The following is a 22,391-nucleotide window of genomic DNA, read 5'->3' on the forward strand; positions in this document are numbered from 1 at the left end:
ATGCCATAAAGAATGTACCCAATAATAACAGTATTGATAGTTCTAAAAAATTAATATAAAATATGGCCAAGGTAAGACTGCGTCTACCCAATTTACCTTTGTAATATTTTAGGATTGATATATAATAATTATCTAACATATGTTGTTAAAAAAAGAAAAACCACATCTTAATTTACAAAGATGTGGTTTTTAATTTTATTCTGGTAAGATTAATTACCAGTAACAACTATATTATCTAAATGATATCTTGTTGTTGCGCTAGGATCTGAACCTTCATAGAAGAAACCAAATACTGCAGTACCATCAACACAAGAAATATTTACAGGTCCAACTGATTCAAAATCACCAAATGTACTAGAAGGACCTACAGGAATTGTAGCATCTAATAAAGACCATGTTGCTGTTGTTGGGTCACCAGTATAATCTGTAGAAACCCATACTGAAAGATTTGTACCATTATCAAAGTTTGCCTGAACATCGAATGAAATTTCTTCACCTGTAGTAGAATCCATATCTATTGCAGGAGTAACTAACCACACATTAGCTTCAGAGTTACCAGAGCTAAATGCAGAGATACGTGAGTAGAAATTACCACTAAAACTGCTAATAAACCAGTCTGTACTGGTACCATTAATATTTATATTATCCCATCCTTCAGAGTCATAAGTTCCAAAGCCTTCAAAATCTTCCTCAAAAATAACTGAACCACCTCCAGATGCACCTGTACATTCTAAGAAATCTGGATCACATCGGTTTTCATTATCAAAAACAATATCCTCAGGAGAATTAACAACAATCGTGTAGAAATCATCAAAGAAATCTCTAGTTAATACTGCTGAAATAGAACCACGGTTTGCAGGTAATGCTAAGCCTTTGAAATCTGAAAATGTACTTGTACTCATAATAACAGAAGTTCCATTAGCACAATTTTCCACAGAACGTTCACCATCAAATTCATCAGAGTCTTCAGCAGCAAAGGTTAATGGATTATCTCCTAAAACATCATTACGATTAAATTGCATGTCGCTTAATCTGATGAAAAGGTTTTCTAAGTCGTTAGAAAAATCACTTATTTCTACATCTAAAGGAATAATGGTTGCAACCTCAGGATCTAAAATAATATGCTCTGCTCTTTGAGAGGCAGCAATTTTATCAATGCCGTTTCCAGCTGCTCTTCCTAATTGTAAAACACCATTGTCCTCAGCAATTGTTAGTCCATCTAATTTAATAAATACTTTTCTGCCGAATTCATAAATCGTAAACAATGGATTTACATCAATTTGCACAACAACTCCTGCTGTTGGGTTTTCTGCCTTATCTTGTATAACTAATTCTTCGAAAAAGTTTCCACCTTCATCACTAGATATAACATAACCAGAAGTATAAACATCAAAGTCTGGATTATCTTCGAAAGTATAAGCTTCACCAGATTGGTTAAAGAAGCCTAATACAGCATCAATATCAATTATTTGATCGTCTGTATCAAACTCTACCTCATTTACAGTTAAATTAGGTAAATCATATTCATCATCTTCTACACAGGCTGTAAAGACTAATAAACCTATTAGTAAAAGTGTTAGTTTATTTAATTTGAATGTTTTCATTTTTTTTGTCTTTGTAAAGTTAAAGATTGTGTTTTAATATTTTAGAATCTTACATATACGTTTAAATAATATGTAGTTCCGTTACCATAGAAATAGCGATTTCCAAATACTGGACCGTTTTCATTAGATTGTTCTTGTATCTGACTTCTATAATCAACTCGTCTGGCTTGTTCAAAACCACCAGTTCTATATTCTTTATCGAATACATTGTTTATTGTAGCAAAGAATCCCAGAAAATAATCTCCTACTTTCCATGATTTACCACCAATAATATTTACAAGCATATAATCTTCAAATTGCTCTTGTTTCAATAATTCTCTAGCAACGATTGGATCATAGTCATTAAAACCATAGCCCGAGATGTTACCGCCTTCTCTATATCTATCTTCTGTAATGAGATCTAAATTAGTATTAAAACGACCAGATCTTTTAAGATTATTTACATCTACATATGCATTCGAAAAATGATTGGCTGTTACACCAATATTCCAAAAATCCGGGTCTCTATATTCAAATCCGATTTGGAAAGCTCGTTCTGGCCCTCCGGCAACATGATAATTCTCTAAAGCTACCTTACCATCACCATAAGTTAGGTCATTCTCAAAATCATCACCAGATAAGTACATGTTGGGATTATTAGTGAAAACATATTGACCAACAGACGCGGCACCCTTAAGTTTAATGGTTGGCGTTACTTGAGCCTCAATACCTAGCTCACCACCTACATGTCTGCGATCTACGTTAGTCAACACCTCTTGAACAAATGCTCCTGAACTCCCTTCTGTAAAATAAAATCCTATATCTGTACCGTCCTCAAAGGTTGAGTAAAAACCAGTTACACGAGCCTTTATAATTGGTGATCTGAAAATATAACTTGCATCTACTGTAGTTATAACTTCACTATTTAGTTCGTTAATTAACTCATTGTTTTGTCTTGCATTTTCAAATGTGTTTCTTATCGACGGGGCTTTAGTTAAATAAGCGGCGTTAAAATCAAGTAAATGTTTACCGCTTAATTTGTAAGTACCACCAGCTTTTAATCCAAAGTTTGAAAATTCTGCTTTATCGCTTTTACCAAATGAATTGTCAGCAAAATATCCGTTTTGATACAAACCGTTTCTTTGATAATCTGTATTAGAAACATTTGCCGCGACGTAAAAGTCAATTTTATTGTATTTAAATTGAGCTTGTGCGAAGGCACTAATTACGTTAGCATCTATTTCATAATTGTATTTATATCTATCACCTTCTCCCGCAATTCGGTTTGGGTTTCTAACATCCGATTGTGCAAGATTACTTAGGTTTTGATTTGGATCTGTTTCTTCCGCAAAAAAGTCAACATCTAAATAACCATTCGCACCAAACAAGTCCTTAATTGAAGCAAAGTTTTCACTTTTTAGTGTTCTATAATTTACAGCACCATTAAGTTTTATGTTTTCTGCTAATTCAGCATCTAATAATATATTTGCTGTTAATTGTTGGTCATCAATTCTGTCCTCTTGTAATGCATAAATTGCGTTATACCCGTTGGCAGTAGAGCTAACGTTTGCAGCATAGACATCTAACCAATTAAACTGACCATTATTAATAAATTCTTGCTCAGCTAAATAGGCCTGTTCATAATCATAAGCCGTAGGAGCATCATCTCTGTTAAGGAAATAACTTGGTAGTCTCTGATAGTATGTTGGGTCTGTATTTCTAGCACCTCCAATATAAGTGTCTTCTCCATTGAATTGTACTAGTCTCGTACCTCCATTATCAATTCTTGTATTACCAATTTGACCAAATTGGTATGCAACATTTGTATTTAATTTAATTGTAGATGAAACATCCCAAAAGTGATTAAGCATTAATATTGGCTCGTTAATTTCTCGCATTCTCGAGTTGCGTTCTTCTCCATTTAAATTCCCCCAAAACGGATTATATTGACGTCCTTTTAAATCATATACCTCTTCAGTTATTGCTGTAGATCGCCCACGTCTGTTCTTCGCATAAATACCTGTAAAATTTAAGCTATGCTTGTCATTAATTTGTTTTTCTACTGCTACAAAGAAAGAATTTGCATCGTACAATGTACCGTCTATATAACCATTTTCACCATAGCGTCTAGATCCTAGCACTGAATATGACCAGCCACCTTCTAACAAACCAGAATTATAACTTGCCATTACTCTTCCTTGATAACTTCTATTTGCCGAAGCATATGAAATACGGCCACCTTTTCGGTACTTAGAAGCGCGCATAATAATGTTATTTGTACCTGCTAAATCTCCAAAGGTATAGTCGTTTGCAGAAATTCCCATTGAGAATTCTTGGTTACGTTGTACATCGTTTAAACCACCCCAGTTTCCCCATTGAGGTCTTCCGTTAAACTGCTTGTTCATCTCAACACCATTGATTAGTACTTTACCATTGGCATTATCTAAACCACGTGGTCTAAAAAATGTTGCACTGAAATCAAAAGCAGCTGCATTGAGAAACACATCCCTAGAGGCTTGTAACAAACCTGAGATGTTGTCGGTTAATCCATCATCTTCGCTATTTAAATTATCATCCGATATTGAAATAATGAATAGATCTTTTTTGTCACTCGAATCAAAATCTAAAGTCATACCACTAATATCCACGGTTTGGCCTTCATTCACGATGATTGGGTAACGTTTGGTAACGTATCCTACTCTTTCGACCTTTAAAACCTGCTCGCCAAGAGGTACGTTTTCAGTAAAACTGAATTCCCCTTTAGCATCTGTTTTAGTTGTTTGTCCGGTCTCCTCAATAGAAATCGTTACATCAGGAATTGGTTCTCCTGTAGTTCCGTCTAGAACACTTCCCTTTACAATAGTTTGTTGTGCAAAACTCGAAAAGGTAAAGGCAATTCCAAACAGAAATAGTAAAAAACTTTTTTTCATGCCTAATTTTAAATTGATTGTTATGTTAGATTAAAATATAGTTATTTAAGGCGTCCAAATGTACATTATTTATAATAATTATATAATTTTGGCAGGCAATTTGTATACGATATAACAATAAGTTAATACAACCCTATGAAATTACTAAAATCGCTTCTACTTTTAATTGTTTTCGTAAGCTTTTTTAATGTAAACGCGCAAGAAGAAAAACGTTTTAAAATTCACACTGTAGCTTTTTACAATTTAGAAAATCTATTTGATACGATTAACGATCCATTAAAGTATGATGAAGCAAGTCCCATAATGGAACTTAAGGCGAATCGCTCTGAAATTTATAGAAAGAAAATTAAAAATATGGCACGGGTTATATCCAATATCGGAAACGATATGGCAAATAATTCACCAGCTGTAATTGGAGTTTGTGAGATTGAAAATCGAAAAGTTCTAGAAGATCTGGTTAATGACCCCTTACTTCTTTCTAAAGATTACGGCATAATTCATTTTGAAGGGCCAGATCGAAGAAGTATAGATGTAGCATTATTGTATCAGAAGGAATTGTTTCAGCCTGTAGAATCTAGTTCCCATGAATTATTGATTTACGATGATTTGACTAGAAAACGTGTTTTTACTAGAGATCAATTATTGGTCAGCGGTAAGCTAGATGGGGATTTAATACATATAATTGTTAATCACTGGCCATCCAGAAGTGGTGGAGAGGCTAGAAGCAGATCTAAAAGAGTTGGAGCTGCGAAACTGAACAAACGAATTATTGATTCCTTACAGTCAATAGACCCTTACGCTAAAATTTTAACCATGGGTGATTTAAATGATGACCCTACTAACGATAGTGTAAAAGAGGTTTTAAAAGCTAAGAAAGACAAGAAGAAAGTGCCATTAAAAGGTATTTATAATCCTTTTGAGAAAATGTTTACTGAAAAAGGTTATGGCACAACAGCATATAGAGATGCCTGGAGTTTGTTTGATCAAATAATGGTTACTAAACCGCTCATTGAAAGCGACTATTCTTCGTATCGTTTTTGGAAAGCAGGTATATACAATAAAGCTTATTTATCTAACAAAAGAGGACGTTGGGAAGGCTATCCGTTTAGAAGTTTTGCCGATGGTGGTTTTACAGATGGATTTAGTGACCACTTTCCGGTTTACATTTATCTAATAAAACAGGCAAGCGAATAAAAAAAGCGTCCAAACTTGGACGCTTTTTTTATTTACTAGAACCAGAGATTCCATGGTATTTTTGCTAAAACTAAAATCAATGCTAAGCTGTAGAATATTGCTAGCATTTTAAATTTAGGTTTAGACACTAATTTCTTTTTGTGCTTTGAATAACCAATCGTAACAAGTGCTACTGCAATGATCATTGTTATGGGATGCTCTATAATTAAATTTCTTAAATCAGAATTTTTCATTACTTCACCCATTCCTCCAACTTGTTCAATGGTGGAAAAGTAATCTTTCAAAAAGAATAGAACAATCCCAATTAATAATTGAATGTGCATTGTAATTAGTGCAAAAAGTGAAATCCTAAAGTCTTTGGCATCAAATTCTTTATCTCCAAAAAATTTAATTAGTGCATTAAACGTTGCGACAACAAGCACAAACAATACTAAGTAAGCCCAATAGGAGTGGATAAATTGAACGGTTTCCATAAGTGTTTAGTTAATTTTAGAGTACAAAAATAAGAATTTGAAGACTAAACGGTTTATTCCGCAACTGTTAATTTGTGCTTCAACTCGTTACCTAATTCATCCACAACAGTCAAGGTGTGATCTCCTGCAATTGGTAGAATGGCCATATCGTGAATGTCTTTAGTACTACCCACATAAATATCATCAACATACCAATAAAGCTCTAATTCTGGTCTTGAATGCGCTACTTTTAAAACAAGATCATTGGTTTTTCCGTCAAAGTCTTTTGGGAGGAATACGGTAGATTGTTGGTTAGGGTAAATAAACTCCATAGAAATATCGCGATCTTTTAAGCAATCTCCTCTAATAGACGGTAGTGGTTTATAAAATGGATTCTTACTCTTATAATAATAGGCTTGTAAAGGAGGCAATACAAACCATGATTGACTTTCAATATTTGCTACGGATTCGCAAGATGAGTTCACTTGAAATTGTTTTTTGCTATCTAAATGAACTAATCTATGGAAAGGACATGGTTTTGTTTTAATACCACTCGTTTGAATATGTCTTGTCTCAGTCTCATCGCATATAGTTGAGGCTCTATATCCACTTCTTTTGCAGATATTTACTTCTATCATTTCATCAAATGGTTGTGCGAACCATTCGCTTTTAGGTAGAATATCAAAAACATCAAATAATATTGGAGCTGCTGTTTGTACACCTACTAGTCCTGGTCTTCCTTCACTATCAGCATTACCAACCCAAACACCTACGACATAATTTTTCGTAGTGCCAATTGCCCATGCGTCTCTAAAACCAAAACTTGTTCCTGTTTTCCATGCAATCTCTTGCGATGAATCATAAAACTCCCAGCTTTCATCTTCCTCAGGGCGATTCACCTGTTTCATGCTCTCATATGTAAGGTAAATGGAGGCCGCATCAAAAATTGATTTTTCATTTTGCAATTCACCGAAATCAAGTGATTGATTTTTTATATAGATAGGCTTGCAAAATTCATAGGTGTAATATTGGCTAGAATAATCATTGAAATGATTTAATGTGGAAGACATTGCCGCATAGCTACTACACAAATCCCAAAGGTTGCTTTCTGCACCTCCTAAGATCAATGATAAACCGTAGTGGTTTGCATTATATTTTATATCTTTTAAGTTAAGTTTTTTGAGATAGTGATAAAACCTATCTAAACCAAAATTTTGAAGCATTCTAACGGCTGGGACATTAAGTGATCTCGATAAAGCCTCATTTGCAGGCACAGCACCATCATAAGACTGATTGAAATTTTCAGGTTGATAACTGCCAAATTGAGTTGGTACATCTGCAACCAACGTATTTGGTAATATATCACCTGCATCTAACATAGAGGCGTATAAAAATGGCTTTAAAATGCTACCAGTACTTCTAGGTTTATTCACAATGTCAACATAGTTTTGGTGGGTTTTATCGGTTGGAGAATTTCCGATATATGTCAAAACCTCTCGAGTATTCACATCTAATATTAAGACTGAAATATTATAAATTTCGTTTTGTTTTAATCTATCATAATGTTGCTTAACAATGGTGTTAGATTGGTTTTGAAAGGACACGTTTATGGTGCTTTTAATGCGTTTACCTTTATGTTCGTTTACTGTTTTCTGAAGTAAATGAGGGGTTATTTGTGGTAATGTGTAAGGCTTTATTGGTAGCTCTTCTGCAATGGAAAGCTCGTATGTAAGTTTATCAATCGTACCATATTCGAATAGTTTTTTTAAAAGTAAATTCCTCTTTTCAAATAAGCGTTTTTGATTTTTCCCAGGATATATGAGGCTTGGTGCATTAGGTAAAACTGCCAAAGTCGCACTTTCCGCCCAAGATAAATTGGATGCATTTCGATTAAAATAGCGCCATGATGCAGCTTCAATTCCAACTACATTACCACCGAATGGTGCATTGCTAACATATAGGTTTAAAATGTCGTCTTTAGATTGCCTAAACTCTAAGCGTGTTGCTAGAATGAGTTCTTTAAATTTCTCAAAATAACTTCTAGGTTGGCCTTTTCTTGATAAGCGAATGACCTGCTGGGTTATGGTGCTTCCCCCACGTTTTACAGTACCTGAATTTAAATTCTGCTTTAAGGCTTTAAAAATTGAAACAGGATTAAAACCAGGATGCTTATAAAAGTATTCATCTTCAAAAAGCAGAATACATGTTTTAAATTTTTTTGGAATACTATCATTAGATGGAAATCGCCATTGACCATCGTCTGCAATTCTTGCACCAAGAAGTTCGTTATTATTACTTGTTAAAACAGTTGCTGTTGGGTCTTTAAATAATTGCTTAGGCAAACAGAAATAATAGGCTATTAAAAGCAGTAAAATTGCCATTGATTTTACTTTATTTTGTTTTATATAATTCAAAAACCTATACATATACTATACAAAAGAAGAATAAATAATCATCTTATCGAAAAGTCTCTTTCAAAAGATAAATTCTATATATTTAAACGTGCGAAACTCTTATCTAGATCTTAAAATACTTATAATTTTTTGTTTTTCTTTTCTTTCAAAAGAAGCTTGTGCGCAATTGAGTTTTTGCCAAGGTAATTCTGGTGATCCAATCTTTTATGAGGATTTTGGTACCGGTACAAATGATGTTCAGTTGCCTCCTGGCACTACAACTTATGCTTATGCAAATGGTGCAGACCCAAATGATGGATTTTATGTTGTTACTAGTAATACAGATTATTTCGATTGGTTTGACGTACAGGATGTAACACCAAATGACACTAATGGTAGAATGTTGGTGGTTAATTCAGATTTTACTGCAGGAGAATTTTATAGAACCGATATTTCTGGTTTATGCGAAAATACAACTTATGAATTTTCCTCATGGTTATTAAATTTATCACCTCTAAATGGATTTTGCGGATCTAGTCTAATTCCAATCAATGTTAGATTTGAAATTTGGGATGATACGGATACTAACTTGTTGGCTTCTGGTGCAACGGGAGCAATTGGAGGAACATTAACACCTGATTGGAATCAATATGCATTAGTGTTTCAAACACTACCAGCACAAACATCTGTTATTTTAAAGATGATAAATAATGGTTCTGGTGGTTGTGGTAATGATTTAGCCATAGACGACATTGTCTTTAAAAGTTGTGGTGATTTAATTACGTCAGAAGACACTTCAGGAAATAATTCTGCAACAATTTGCAGTTCACTCACACCATTTTCTCAATCAATTACCGCTATACCAGATAATGTTGTTTTTAGTTCACATTTTTATCAATGGCAATCTAGTACAGATGGTATTAATTGGACAGATTTAATAGGAGAAACAACAGATGTTTTAAATATAAATGGAATAACCACAACAACATTTTACAGAGCCAAGGTGGCAGAATTTGCTTCTAATCTGACTAATTCAGATTGTATTACATTTTCGGATGTATATGAAGTCAATATAAATCAAGCACCTGCTCAACCAGCTATAGAGTGTTGGGAAACCGCAACATTTAACGACACTATTTGTGATTGGGTAATTACTGGTACACAACCAATTCAACCAGCAATAGAATGTTGGGAAACAGCAACTTTTAATAATACAACTTGTTCTTGGGAGGTGACAGGTACACAACCAGTTCAACCTGCTATAGAGTGTTGGGAAATGGCAACATTTAACAATACAACTTGTTCTTGGGAGGTGACAGGTACACAACCCGTCCAACCTACAATAGAGTGTTGGGAAACCGTAACTTTTAATAATACAACTTGCTCTTGGGAGGTAACTGGCACACAACCAGCACCACCTAATAATTTAGAATGTTGGGAAACCGCAACTTTTAACAATGCGACATGTGTTTGGGATGTATCTGGTACACAACCCGTCCAACCTACAATAGAGTGCTGGGAGACAGCAATCTTTAATAATATGACTTGCTTATGGGAAGTGACAGGAACGCAACCAACTCCACCGACTAATTTAGAATGCTGGGAAACGGCAACTTTTAATACTACAATTTGTGATTGGGAAGTGACAGGAAGTCAACCAGTTCAACCGGTATTAGAATGTTGGGAAACAGCAACATTTGATAATGTTACATGTACTTGGGAAGTCTCAGGAGTACAACCTGATGCTCCTACAAATTTGGAATGTTGGGAGATAGCTACATTTAATGATATTACCTGTTCATGGGAAGTTTCTGGTACGGAACCACAAGAACCTTCAGATTTATTGTGTTGGCAAAGTTCTGTTTTTAATGAAGACTTATGTGAATGGGAAATTCTAGGTACGCAACCGTTGGAGTTTAGAGATGAGTTTGTAGTTATCTGTGAGAACCAAACTATAGAATTAGAGGCTATATCTGATATTGTAAATCCAACTTATCAATGGGATGGTGGAGAGGATACGTTTTCTATTATAATTGAAAACGAAGGAACTTATGAAGTAGAAGTCACAGATGGCTGTTTCACAGAAATTATAATATTTAATGTCACTGAGATTGATTTACCGGAAATTGGGAATGTTATGTCAGACGGAAGCTCAATAAATATAAATATTCTAAATCAAGGTGACTACGAATATTCAATTGATGGTGTTAATTATCAGTTTAGCAATATCTTTAGTGGCGTAGAAAGTGGTTTATATACTATTTTTGTGAGATCTAATGTATGTAATACTGTGGTTACCACAGACCATATTCATTTTTATATTCAGAAGTTTATCACACCCAATGGCGATGGTAATAATGACTATTTTAACTTTAATGTAGCACCATATTTTAATTCTACAGAAGTCTACATATTCAATAGGTTTGGGAAATTAATTTTCTCGGCAAAAAATAATAATGTTAGATGGGATGGAACGTTTATTGATAACCCCCTACCTAGTTCTGACTATTGGTATAGAATAGTAATTGATAACCAAGAATTTAAAGGACATTTTACATTGAAGCGGTAAGCACTTTAATTATTAAAATCATATTCTCTTTCAACTTTACAAATCCTAACATTATACCAATTATACCATTTCTCTTTACCTGATTTTTGGGCAAATAGGTGTTCTGAATTTAGCTTCCAATTTTTAATATCTTCTAAACTTTCCCAATAGCTTACTGTAATACCTACTTCGTTTCTGGCTGTGTCCATGCCAAGAAATCCTTGTTGTAACTTAGCCAATGACTCCATTTTATGTGCCATTTCTGCATAGCCGTTAGTATTCTCTGTACGTGTTGAAGTAAATATTACAGCAAAATATGGTTTTAAATTATTCATAATTAACAACCCATGGGTATTTTAAATTCAATGATTTTCTCTGTGATATTATCATCAGAATCGGTAATTAATATTTTCAAGAATATTCTACTTGTTGAAACCGAAATCGGGTAATCTTTAATTGATTTGACATCTTTTAAATGTTTAACCCACTCTAATCCACAATAGTCCAATATCTCTTGTTTCAAATCGTTCATTGAAACATCAATAAACTTAGACCAATCTTCTTCGCTGTATGAAAGCGTTTTATACGTTCCACGATTAATCTGTTCAATTGGCTCCCATCTAGAATAGTAATGTTTCCATTCTGTTAGATCGCAATGAGGTCCCTCATTTGTTATTGAAATACTGTTTTCAAATTGTTGAAAGATACTAACTCTTTTATAATTCTTATTCTTAAGTAATAAGGTTTTGCCTTCAGGAGTATCACCTAATTCTACATCAACATAAACAGTGTCTGTGTCAAAAAATGACTTTACTTTAAATTCATCTGTACTTTTGAGATTCTTAATTTTTATATTTAAGCCTTTGTAATCAGCTTCAATACTATTCGTTAATTCTTTAGCTAAATAGCCATCAAACACATAGCCATATTTAGTTCTTGTTTTAATTTTTACCCAATTGCCTGAAACAGTTTTTCCACTATCTACAATTACTAGTTTTTCGCCAGTATTTTCTGATATTTCAATAGATTCACCATATTTAAGTCGTCCTATCTTTTCTGAGTTAACATCAGGTTTTTCTCTAATTGATAATCCATTGTCCGCGATAACATAAGCTTGTTCTTGTGCACATAAAAGTGTAGCATTAATAACTAATGCAAGTGCTAAAATTTGTTTTAAAAAGTTCATAATTTCTAATTTTTGTGTTGAACATTATTTGCGGTTTTTGTTCTGGATTTATTTAGTTTATGAAATATGTTTATTTGTTAATGGTAACCCATTGGCCAATATTTCTAACAAGATAATTGTTGTCATACATGGCCTCAGCTTGTGTTCCTGGTAAATAATAGCTACCGAGATATGATGCATTAAGCATTACACTAAATGTCTTTGTTCCGTATTTACCTTTGCGGTCCATCTCAAAATAAAAGTTAACTCTATCATCTCTTATGTCTGTATATCTTGCTTGGCTAACAGTTGTGTCACCAAAGTCCGTAAATCTTGTATTCACAATATCCCAACCAGAAGGGAAAACCTGTGTTAATGCAATATCTTTTACCCTACTACTAGTTTGATTTGTAATACTTATTGTTGCAACGAAATCTTGTCCTTGTTGAAGATTTCTAACGTCAATTTTGTTTCCTTTTAAGTCTTTATACTCAGTTGAAATTGAAAATCCTCGTTTTTCAGCAATTTCTTCTCCCAATTTCAATTTACCTGAATTTATTATACGAGCATAGATAACATTGTCTTTTGTATTGTTTATTGAAATACTGTTTACTCCCTCAACAACTTGAATGTTGCGCTGTGCAATACCGCTTTTAGCATTTATTGTTTCAGTTTTACCATTAATAGAATATGTAAGATTAAATGCCTTACCACCATTTTGTTTTATCATTTTACCCATTGCTAATAAACTGTAAGCTGTGGTTTGGGTGCTCATCCAATCTTTACTAGATAGTGATTTAGAAATTAGTTTTGCCAGATCATGTTTTTTGGCATTATCTATAATTAACATAGTCTCTAATGCCATGGCTCTATTTCTGTTTACAGAGCCATAGGTATAATAATTGTCCTCATCAGTTTCAAAGTTAATATTGGCCTCATTTGCGATTCGTTCACTAGCTTCTTTCTGACCTGCCAATGCATAGGCTGCTGCTAGACGCCATTTAGCATCATTTGATAATTCTTCGAATTCTCTCAATCTGTTCATGGATGCCAAATCTGGGCTACCAGATAATGCCAAGGTATAAAGTCGATAGGCTTGTGCTAAATCATTGTGATAACTGTAGCTTGGTCTCCAATTTCTTGATGCTTGTTTCTGGTAGGCAATCCAATTGCTTTTAAATGTTAATGGTAAAACAAATCCTTTTTTCTCTGCTTCGATCATAAAATGGCCAGCATAACTTGTGCCCCAATCATTAGCAGAATTTTCGCCTATCCAATAGCTCATCCCACCACTTGGCTGTTGAAACTGCCCAAGTCGTTTTATACCATTTTCAATATTGCTTTGAATTTGTCCTTTCTTTTGATCTGTTAAGTCAAAAATATCAGCTAGATATAATTGCGGAAAAACACTAGATGTGGTTTGTTCTACACAGCCATGAGGATATCTTATTAAATAACCAAGGCGTTTTGTAAAATCCATTGGTGGTAAGGTTGAAAATTCAATGGTAGCAGAATTCGTTCCTGACACACCAAAAGTGGAAAATTTAATATCTGTTGTACTTTTTCCTAATAGTTCTTTATCAACCAAGCGAGAGGTGTAAGGGTTAGGGTTTTCCACATCTATCTCAACTTTATAAGTTGATTTTTCACCATTACCTGTTGCAATAACCTCAATAGTGTTAATGCCTTTGGCCTTGGTTACATCTAATTCAAAATAAGCCATTTGTTCATCCGGCTTACTGAAATTTAGAGTTTGGGTTTTATTACGTTTTATAGTAATTCCATCACTCAATTTAAGTTCTAAATTTACAGTCTCAACCTTTTTCTCCATCGCGAAAACTGTAACTGGTAATGTAACCTTCTCACCCGGACTTAATTTGCGAGGAAGCGTCGCCAAAACCATTAATGGCTTTTTAACTAATACAGATTTTTCTACACTGCCATATGCTTCAAAATTGTTATTACCAGCAATAACCATAGCACGTACTGAGCCCACATAATTAGGCATTTTAAGGTTGTGGGTTTTGGTTTGTCCAGCACCAAGTAAAAACGGACCTAAATATGTAACTACTGGTTTAAAACGATTCGCTTTTTTGTTTTTTCCTTTGGTAGCATTTCCATCACCACCAATTGCAAATACTTGATCTATACTACCTGAGTAGGCACCTATTACATCGTCAAAAACATCCCAAGTTTTTACGCCCAAAGCTTCTCGAGAATAGAAACTATTCCAAGCATTTGGTGTTTTAAACCGTGTCAAATCTAATAAGCCTTCTTCCACTACCGCAATAGTATAAGTCATCGCCTTATTGTTTTTTTCAGAGATTTTTATGTCATAATTCTGCTTTGGTTTAATGACATCTGGCATACTGATTTGTGGTTCTAACCTTGTCTCGGGGTTTTCAACCATCATTGGTATAATACCATATAACCTTATGGGTAAGTCATTAGATGTTATGGCATGTGGTTGTAACAACGAAATATTTATAAACACATTTGGAGCCATGTCTGGAGTCACAGGTAGATCAATTGTTGTTTCTCCAGGTTTTGTTTTTACCCATTTATGATTAATTACTTTAGAGCCATTTTCTATACTAACAAGTGCTCGTCCTTCAGAACCAGATGGAAATGTGAGCTTTGCAGTTTCACCTACATTATAATTCTTTTTGTCTGTTGAAAACACTAGCATTTTTGCTGCTTCTTTATCTGTTGAAGGCGCATTAGACCACCAATTTTTATAGAAGTATGCTGTTCTACCTGTTGCATGACCGCTTTCTGGATCTAATATTCTTATGAGGTACCTTCCTCTTTCATTTTCTGGAATTTTAAGTTTAAAACTTCCTTTTCCATTACTATCGGTATTAATACTAAATTCTTGAACAGGTCTGTGGTAACTACTTGAAATATAACTTGATAAATTGTCGTAAGATGAATTCCACCACCAGCGCCATTCAATTTTGTAGACTTGTACCTCTAGGTTTGTTCTAGATGTTGCTTTGCCTTGCGCATTTACAGTTGCGACATCAAAAGTGTGATTTTCGTCTGTGAAATAGGAACCGTAATAATTACCTTTGGGAGATTTTAACCCAACAAAAGATTCATATGGTGCATAAGGTATTGTGAATGCATCTAGTGAAAAGTCACCACCATTTTCGAATGCTCGTATTAAAAATTGAGCATTTAACATACCTGGAGCATTGTTACCTACATTTAATTCTGCATCAATAGAGGCATTACCACGATCATCTAAATACCCTTGAAAAATATTAGACTCTTCGGTATTGAATTTTCGTGTTGGATCATTGAAAACATAGTTCTTATAGTCTTTAAACGCTGTATTGGTACTCGTAAATTTGCCTTTAATTTCAGCTTTAATATTTTTTGCAGGAGCTCCATGCAACCACGCAACATTCAACGTACCGTTTAATGGATTTTCTTTAGATAAAACCTCTTCTTTAAAATCAACCCTTATTTTTAATCGGTTGGGCTTAACTGTTTCTATCTTCAATGCTTTTGAAAAAGAAGCACCACCAACTGAGATATTCGCATTGTAATTACCGGTTTTATAATCTGTTGATGTTGGCACTTTAAAATCATAGAAATTATTAAGATTGTCTTGTGATATTTTTCTGTAAACCAGTTTACCTACTGGGTCGGTGATTTCTAATTTAATAGGATGTCTCTTTGGTAATTTACTAGCCTTGTCATTTAAAATAAACGTGAGGAATAAACTATCGCCCGGTCTCCAAACACCGCGCTCTCCATATATATAACCCTTTAGGCCACGCTGTAACCTATTACCGGAAACATCAAACTTACTGATAGAGAGTGAATTACCATCAAATAGTTTGATATAGCTTTTACTTTTCCCTTTTGTTATTATTGCGAATGTTGCACGTTTTTTTGCATCCATTTTTGCAATCCCTTCGCTGTTAGATTGACCTTCTGCAAGTTTTTGCTGTTGATAGTTATAAAGCGTTATGTTGGCATTAGAAACTGGATTAGTATTTAAGATATTAGTAACTGCAAAAAAGTAATTATTGTCATTTCCTTGCTTTGCTATTACGCCAATATTAGAACCAATTAAGTTGAGCGCAATTGACCTATTTCTGTAATTAAAGTAAGAATCTGTGCAAGGATTTTCTCTATCTCTCCATCTATAATTAGAATTTCTGTAATTGTAATTTAGGTTGTCCCAATATTGTTCTTCTAACAAATCCTCTTCTTCAGGAGTTAATTCTTGTGATGCGTAGACTTCTTCTTCATAATAGTCTTCATAATAATCATCTTCATCAATATCTGTAGTTTCAGAATTTGAAGTACAGTCGTATAATGAATAACTGCGTTTAAAACTGAGTTCTACTCTATAAATTGCTCCGGGATCTGCTTGCAGATAGTTTGTTAAATCGATACTATATGCTTTCCATTTACCAGTATTTTGAGCTTCATCTTGAATTAGTGTGATTGTTTGTTTAGCTATTCTACGACCAACTTGTTTAATGGAGTTTTCGTAGTTGCTATTCATATTATTTTCTTGAAGAAATTGTAATACATTATCTTCAAAAATCTTAATAACTCTAACATCAACCTTTTTAAGGTTAACCGCTTCGAAATTGATTTTTAAATCTGTTGAATTTGGCAATATTGAACCATTGCTTATTAACCTAACTTGTGGTTTTAATTCTTCAAAAGTTAATTGTTGTGAAAATGGTGTTTTTAATTTGAAATCATCGGTATTCTTAATTCCAGTAAATACATCGACTTGAATTTCACCAACTAATTTGGTATTGGGGTAAACTTTTAAAACGTTTCCATTTACAATGTATTTAGGATTTTGAACACCTTGAATGTTTACTAAACCTGAAAAATTTTGTTGCCGTTTTAAAGGGTCTGAGAAGTTAATAGATAAATATTGCTCTGGGTTTTGAATAACTTGAGTTTCAACTACTGCAAAGTTGTTTATTCCCGGTATGAGTATAGAATTCGCTCCTTTATTTTCGGCTTTAATAGGATCTCCATTCCATGAGACACTAAGCTCGCTGTCTTCTATTTGACGATTAATACTGTCAATTCTGAATTCAAAGTATTTTGATTGTTCATCTATTTCATTCCAAATGAGCTTTAAATCTTTTTTATCTTGTGTAACTTCGATTAAAGTTTTTGCATCATCTAATGAAATAACATCTGCAGACCTCAATTGGCCTAAAATATATTGCCATTCTTTACTATAGGATTGGAGACTGTTTGTGATAATATTGAAACTTGGTGTTATGGTTTTAAATTGAAACGTATAGTCTTCAAATTCTTGTGGGACAGTCTTGTAAATATCGTTAAGATTTACTGTTACCGCATATTCGGTAGATGGTTCTAGTGGTTCATTTGGCGTAAATATTATAGTGTGGTTATTTAAAGCTTGTAATTTACCTTGTACATAAGGCAAAAATTTAAGTAAGTCTGTATCTAATTCTTCATTAGCCTCCCAACCATCAACGTCATTGGTTAGGCTTATTTTGATAGGCTCAACAACAGAGACCAAACCTGAAGTTGTATAACTTATGTAATCCCTAAACTTAAAAATGTTATCTGTTTCAACAGGCTTTTTTTTACACGAAATTGCTAGAGTCAAGATGACTACAAAAGCGAGATACTTTTTGATCTGCATAGGGTTGATGGATTTAGAATGAAACTTCGACTTAAAAAGAGAGGTAGGTACTTTCTTGTTAATTAAGTACGCCTAGTTTTGAGCTTTTAGATTTTTAGCCGTTGTTAAATTGTTCTTAAAGTTAATGAACCCTTTATCTTAATCAAAGAAATACCAATTGAAGAATGATAGATTTAAAAACTATTCTTTCTCGTAAATACCAATATTGAGTTCTCCTTTATCATTCATTTGAGCTCGGTACATACCAGCAGTATTAAATTCTGCAACCATGCTGCCATTTTTATCAAGTGCTACAATTCCACCATCACCACCTAAGGCTTTAACTTTATCGAGTACAATTTTTGCTGCCTCTTGTAGAGAAAGGCCTTTATATTCTATCAATGCTGAGATATCGTGTGCGACTTGAGCACGTATAAAATATTCTCCCCAACCTGTACTTGAAACACCACAAGTCGCATTATTGGCATACGTGCCAGATCCAATTATTGGTGCATCTCCAATTCTTCCATAACGCTTATTTGTCATACCACCTGTTGAGGTTCCAGCAACGATATTTCCATTTTTATCAAGCGCTACACAGCCAACAGTTCCAAATTTAGAATTCTGAATGTCTTCATTATAAAAATTGATAAGCGCTGATTCCGTATCAGTATTTTTTTCAATCTTGGCTTGCTTTTCTTTAACTCTTTTTAAACCATTAAACCTGCTTTCAGTGAAAAAGTAATCGGGTTCAACTAAGGTTAAGCCTTGCTCTTCAGCAAAGGTCTCAGCACCTTTGCCAGATAGCATAACGTGATTTGATTTTTCCATTATAGCTCTCGCTAAATTAATAGGATTTCTTACTGTTGTTGTACCTGCTGATGCACCAGCATTTAAGGTTCTGCCATCCATAATGGAGGCGTCTAATTCGTTAGTTTCGGCGTGCGTAAAAACAGCACCTTTACCAGCATTAAAAAGAGGAGAATCTTCCATAACATTAATAGTCTTCTCTACAGCATCTAAACTACTGCCTCCATTTTTAAGTATATTGTGTCCAACTCTGATGGCCTCCTCTAATTTAGCTTTGAAAGAGGCTTCTCGTTCTGGTGTCATATTCTTCTTTAAAATTGTACCAGCACCACCATGAATTATAATGGCAAATTCAGCTTTTTCAGTCGTTTTTTGGGACTTGTTATTTGATGACAAATCGGTATTATTTGTTGACTCATTTTTACAATTAAAAAAAACCACTAAGGCCAGTAAAAATATAATATGTTTTTTCATATGAAGATAGTATTTTTTGGTGCAATAAAGTTACATTTTAATGTGAAGAGCCTCAAGTAAAACTGACAATTTATTAGTAACTTCGCATTAAAATTTAATAATTCACAAAAACTAAGTCAATATGGAAGCAGTTGCTACCAATTTCGGAATAAATGAAGCTTTACAACAGTTAGGTGTAAAAGCTATAAATGAAGGTACTTCAACAGGGTCTAACAATTTCTCAAACGGACCACTTATCGAGTCGTATTCACCTGTAGATGGAGCTTTAATTGCTTCTGTAAAATCAACAACAAAGGAGGATTATGAAAAGGCAATGGGCACAGCAATAGAAGCTTTTAAAGCTTGGCGTTTAATGCCTGCACCACAACGTGGTGAAATAGTACGTCAGTTCGGTGAAAAACTTAGAGAAAAGAAAGAAGCCTTAGGAAAACTTGTTTCTTATGAAATGGGTAAATCTTACCAAGAAGGATTGGGAGAAGTACAAGAGATGATTGATATCTGTGATTTTGCTGTTGGGCTTTCTAGACAATTACACGGTTTAACGATGCATTCAGAAAGACCAGGGCACAGAATGTATGAGCAGTATCATCCACTTGGTGTTGTTGGTGTAATTTCAGCATTTAATTTTCCTGTAGCCGTTTGGTCTTGGAATACTGCTTTAGCGTGGGTTTGTGGCGATGTTTGTATTTGGAAACCAAGTGAGAAAACTCCAATTTGTGGTATTGCATGTCAAAATATTATTGCAGAAGTATTAAAAGACAATGACTTACCAGAAGGCATCTCTTGTTTAATCAATGGTGATTATAAGGTTGGTGAAATGATGACAAAAGATACCCGAGTACCTTTAGTTTCTGCTACTGGTTCTACAAGAATGGGTAAAATTGTTGCTAAAGAAGTAGCAGGTAGATTAGGTAAAACCTTATTAGAATTAGGTGGGAATAATGCGATTATTGTAACGCCTGATGCCGATATTAAAATGACCGTAATTGGAGCTGTTTTTGGTGCAGTAGGTACCTGCGGTCAACGTTGTACAAGTACAAGACGTTTAATTATTCATGAATCTATTTACGACCAAGTTAAAAACGCTGTTGTAGATGCCTATAAACAATTACGAATTGGAAATCCACTTGATGAGAATAATCACGTTGGACCTTTAATTGATACAGATGCAGTAGAAATGTACAAGCATGCTTTAGAAAAGGTAATTGAAGAAGGTGGAAATATAGTAGTTGAAGGCGGTGTATTGTCAGGTGAAGGTTATGAATCTGGTTGTTATGTTAAACCAGCGATTGCCGAGGCTAAAAATCATTTTGAAATTGTACAGCATGAAACATTTGCACCAGTATTATACCTATTAAAATACTCAGGAAATGTTGAGAATGCCATAGACATTCAGAATGGCGTTGCTCAAGGACTATCATCAGCAATAATGACAAACAATCTAAGAGAAGCTGAGCGTTTCTTATCGCAAAGAGGTTCTGATTGTGGTATTGCTAATGTAAATATTGGTACCTCTGGTGCTGAAATTGGAGGTGCTTTTGGTGGTGAAAAAGAAACAGGTGGTGGTAGAGAATCTGGTTCTGATGCATGGAAGATTTATATGAGACGACAGACCAATACTATTAATTATACTACAGATTTACCATTAGCTCAAGGTATTAAGTTTGATTTATAGTTTTTTATCTGAGAAATTTATTTAAAAAGTCACATCCTAGGATGTGACTTTTTTGATAGTGATGACTCTTATATAAAGAAATTAAAGAGTTCTGTTAATTTTTGTATTTTAAACTATTAATAGATCTAATGGTCATATTACTATGAAACAAAGACACGTACTTCATCTGTATTGGAGAGCAGGATTCGGCTTAAAGCCGAAAGAATTACTTACGGTTTCAGAGCAAAGTAAGGAAACTGTAGTTAATGATTTGTTTCAAGAATCGCGTGATATTGTACCATTAGAGAAAGATCTTTCTTATTTGAAATTCTATCCTCAAAGTACCTTGAAGAACAGCAAGGATAAACGAATGGAACTTTTAAGCAGAAATAGAGAAGAAACAAGAATTTTAAATACTATTTGGTTAAAGAGACTTGAAACAACACCAAGAGTTTTAAGAGAGCGTATGACATTATTTTGGGCCAATCATTTTGTATGCAAGGATTTGGCGACAAATCATATCTTAAAATATAACACTACTTTAAGGACTCATGCATTAGGTAATTTTGGTGATTTTGTTAAGGCAATTTCTAAAGAAGCCTCAATGATTAAGTATTTAAACTTAAATCAAAATAAAAAAGATAGCCCTAATGAAAATTTTGCTAGAGAACTTTTAGAGTTGTTTACACTTGGAGAAGGCAATTATACTGAGCAGGATATTAAAGAATGCTCAAGAGCCTTTACTGGTTATCATTACAAATTCGATGGAAGCTTCAGATATATTAGGGTTAGACATGACAATGGGTCTAAGAAATTTTTTGGTGAGACAGGAAGATTTGATGGCGATGATATTATAGATATTATATTAAGTCAAAAGCAATGTGCTAAACATATTTGCGAAAAAATCTATGCCTATTTTGTGAACTCCGATATTAAGGAAGACCACATTAATAGAATGGTTGAGGTTTTTTATGGCGATTATGATATTGAGAAACTTATGCGCTTTGTTTTTTCATCAGATTGGTTTTATGATGATATAAATATTGGCACAAAAATCAAATCACCAATTGATTTACTCATTGGAATTCATAGATTAGTTCCGGTATATTTTACTAAGAGCAACGAACTATATAGGTTGCAGAATTTATTGGATCAGTTTCTGTTATTTCCACCAAATGTTGCAGGATGGAAAGGAGGTAAATATTGGATAACAACCAATAGTTTGATGTTGCGTATAAAATTGCCTTCAATGATTTTAGAAAAAGAAAGCTATACGTACCAATATAGAGGTAATCTAAAGAACTTACGGATTGTGTCCGTTAAGAATAAATATCAAGAAAAATTAACTGTGTATGTAGATTGGAAGAAATATAGAAAAAGCGTTAAAAAAGTATCGCTAAATACACTAAAAGACACATTAATATTATGTGATATTAATCAAGGGACTAAACGTTATATTTCAGGTTTTGGTAAACGTCCTAGCAAAAAGAATTTAGTAAAATTAATGTCCCTGCCAGAATATCAAATGTGTTAAGTATAAATGAGAG

The 22,391-nt window shown here is 33.9% G+C and carries 12 protein-coding genes; 4 read left to right on the forward strand and 8 right to left on the reverse strand.

From position 1 onward, the window contains the following. Positions 1 to 209: 209 nt before the first annotated feature. The gene (locus ACFWV9_RS04875) at positions 210 to 1,604 is read right to left on the reverse strand and encodes a DUF5689 domain-containing protein (protein WP_411894114.1); all 1,395 of its coding nucleotides are present in this window, start codon (positions 1,602 to 1,604) and stop codon (positions 210 to 212) included. Positions 1,605 to 1,645: 41 nt separating this feature from the next. Continuing rightward, positions 1,646 to 4,513, reverse strand: coding sequence for a carboxypeptidase regulatory-like domain-containing protein (locus ACFWV9_RS04880; protein ID WP_411894115.1), 2,868 nt, complete (start codon positions 4,511 to 4,513; stop codon positions 1,646 to 1,648). A gap of 135 nt (positions 4,514 to 4,648) precedes the next feature. Between ACFWV9_RS04880 and ACFWV9_RS04885 the strand changes: the two genes are divergently transcribed. Beyond that, entirely contained in the window at positions 4,649 to 5,707 is a 1,059-nt protein-coding gene (locus tag ACFWV9_RS04885) for an endonuclease/exonuclease/phosphatase family protein (RefSeq protein WP_411894116.1), read from the forward strand. Between the two features lie 35 nt (positions 5,708 to 5,742). On the opposite strand, the gene ACFWV9_RS04890 is transcribed toward ACFWV9_RS04885, so the two are convergent. Further along, on the reverse strand, positions 5,743 to 6,180 hold the full coding sequence (locus ACFWV9_RS04890) for a hypothetical protein (protein ID WP_411894117.1): 438 nt from the start codon (positions 6,178 to 6,180) through the stop codon (positions 5,743 to 5,745). A 53-nt stretch (positions 6,181 to 6,233) separates the two neighbouring features. Beyond that, positions 6,234 to 8,585, reverse strand: coding sequence for a penicillin-binding protein 1C (pbpC, locus tag ACFWV9_RS04895; protein ID WP_411894118.1), 2,352 nt, complete (start codon positions 8,583 to 8,585; stop codon positions 6,234 to 6,236). A 154-nt stretch (positions 8,586 to 8,739) separates the two neighbouring features. Between pbpC and ACFWV9_RS04900 the strand changes: the two genes are divergently transcribed. Next, on the forward strand, positions 8,740 to 11,121 hold the full coding sequence (locus ACFWV9_RS04900) for a T9SS type B sorting domain-containing protein (protein WP_411894119.1): 2,382 nt from the start codon (positions 8,740 to 8,742) through the stop codon (positions 11,119 to 11,121). A 5-nt stretch (positions 11,122 to 11,126) separates the two neighbouring features. Here the strand turns inward: ACFWV9_RS04900 and ACFWV9_RS04905 are convergent, their stop codons facing one another. The 4 genes from ACFWV9_RS04905 to ACFWV9_RS04920 form a co-directional block, all read right to left on the reverse strand. Then, complete coding sequence (locus ACFWV9_RS04905) at positions 11,127 to 11,435, reverse strand: antibiotic biosynthesis monooxygenase family protein (protein ID WP_411894120.1); 309 nt, start codon at positions 11,433 to 11,435, stop codon at positions 11,127 to 11,129. Between the two features lie 2 nt (positions 11,436 to 11,437). Beyond that, positions 11,438 to 12,286: an SH3 domain-containing protein gene (locus ACFWV9_RS04910; protein ID WP_411894121.1), complete on the reverse strand. Its 849-nt coding sequence runs from the start codon at positions 12,284 to 12,286 to the stop codon at positions 11,438 to 11,440. Positions 12,287 to 12,356: 70 nt separating this feature from the next. Next, complete coding sequence (locus tag ACFWV9_RS04915; protein ID WP_411894122.1) at positions 12,357 to 17,927, reverse strand: alpha-2-macroglobulin family protein; 5,571 nt, start codon at positions 17,925 to 17,927, stop codon at positions 12,357 to 12,359. Positions 17,928 to 18,107: 180 nt separating this feature from the next. Continuing rightward, positions 18,108 to 19,190: an isoaspartyl peptidase/L-asparaginase family protein gene (locus ACFWV9_RS04920; protein ID WP_411894123.1), complete on the reverse strand. Its 1,083-nt coding sequence runs from the start codon at positions 19,188 to 19,190 to the stop codon at positions 18,108 to 18,110. A gap of 121 nt (positions 19,191 to 19,311) precedes the next feature. Between ACFWV9_RS04920 and ACFWV9_RS04925 the strand changes: the two genes are divergently transcribed. Continuing rightward, on the forward strand, positions 19,312 to 20,865 hold the full coding sequence (locus ACFWV9_RS04925; RefSeq protein ID WP_411894124.1) for an aldehyde dehydrogenase family protein: 1,554 nt from the start codon (positions 19,312 to 19,314) through the stop codon (positions 20,863 to 20,865). Between the two features lie 142 nt (positions 20,866 to 21,007). Then, complete coding sequence (locus ACFWV9_RS04930) at positions 21,008 to 22,378, forward strand: DUF1800 domain-containing protein (protein WP_411894125.1); 1,371 nt, start codon at positions 21,008 to 21,010, stop codon at positions 22,376 to 22,378. Positions 22,379 to 22,391: the final 13 nt, after the last annotated feature.

Origin of the sequence: Winogradskyella sp. A2 (assembly GCF_046762865.1) — a bacterium.
Classification (GTDB): domain Bacteria; phylum Bacteroidota; class Bacteroidia; order Flavobacteriales; family Flavobacteriaceae; genus Winogradskyella.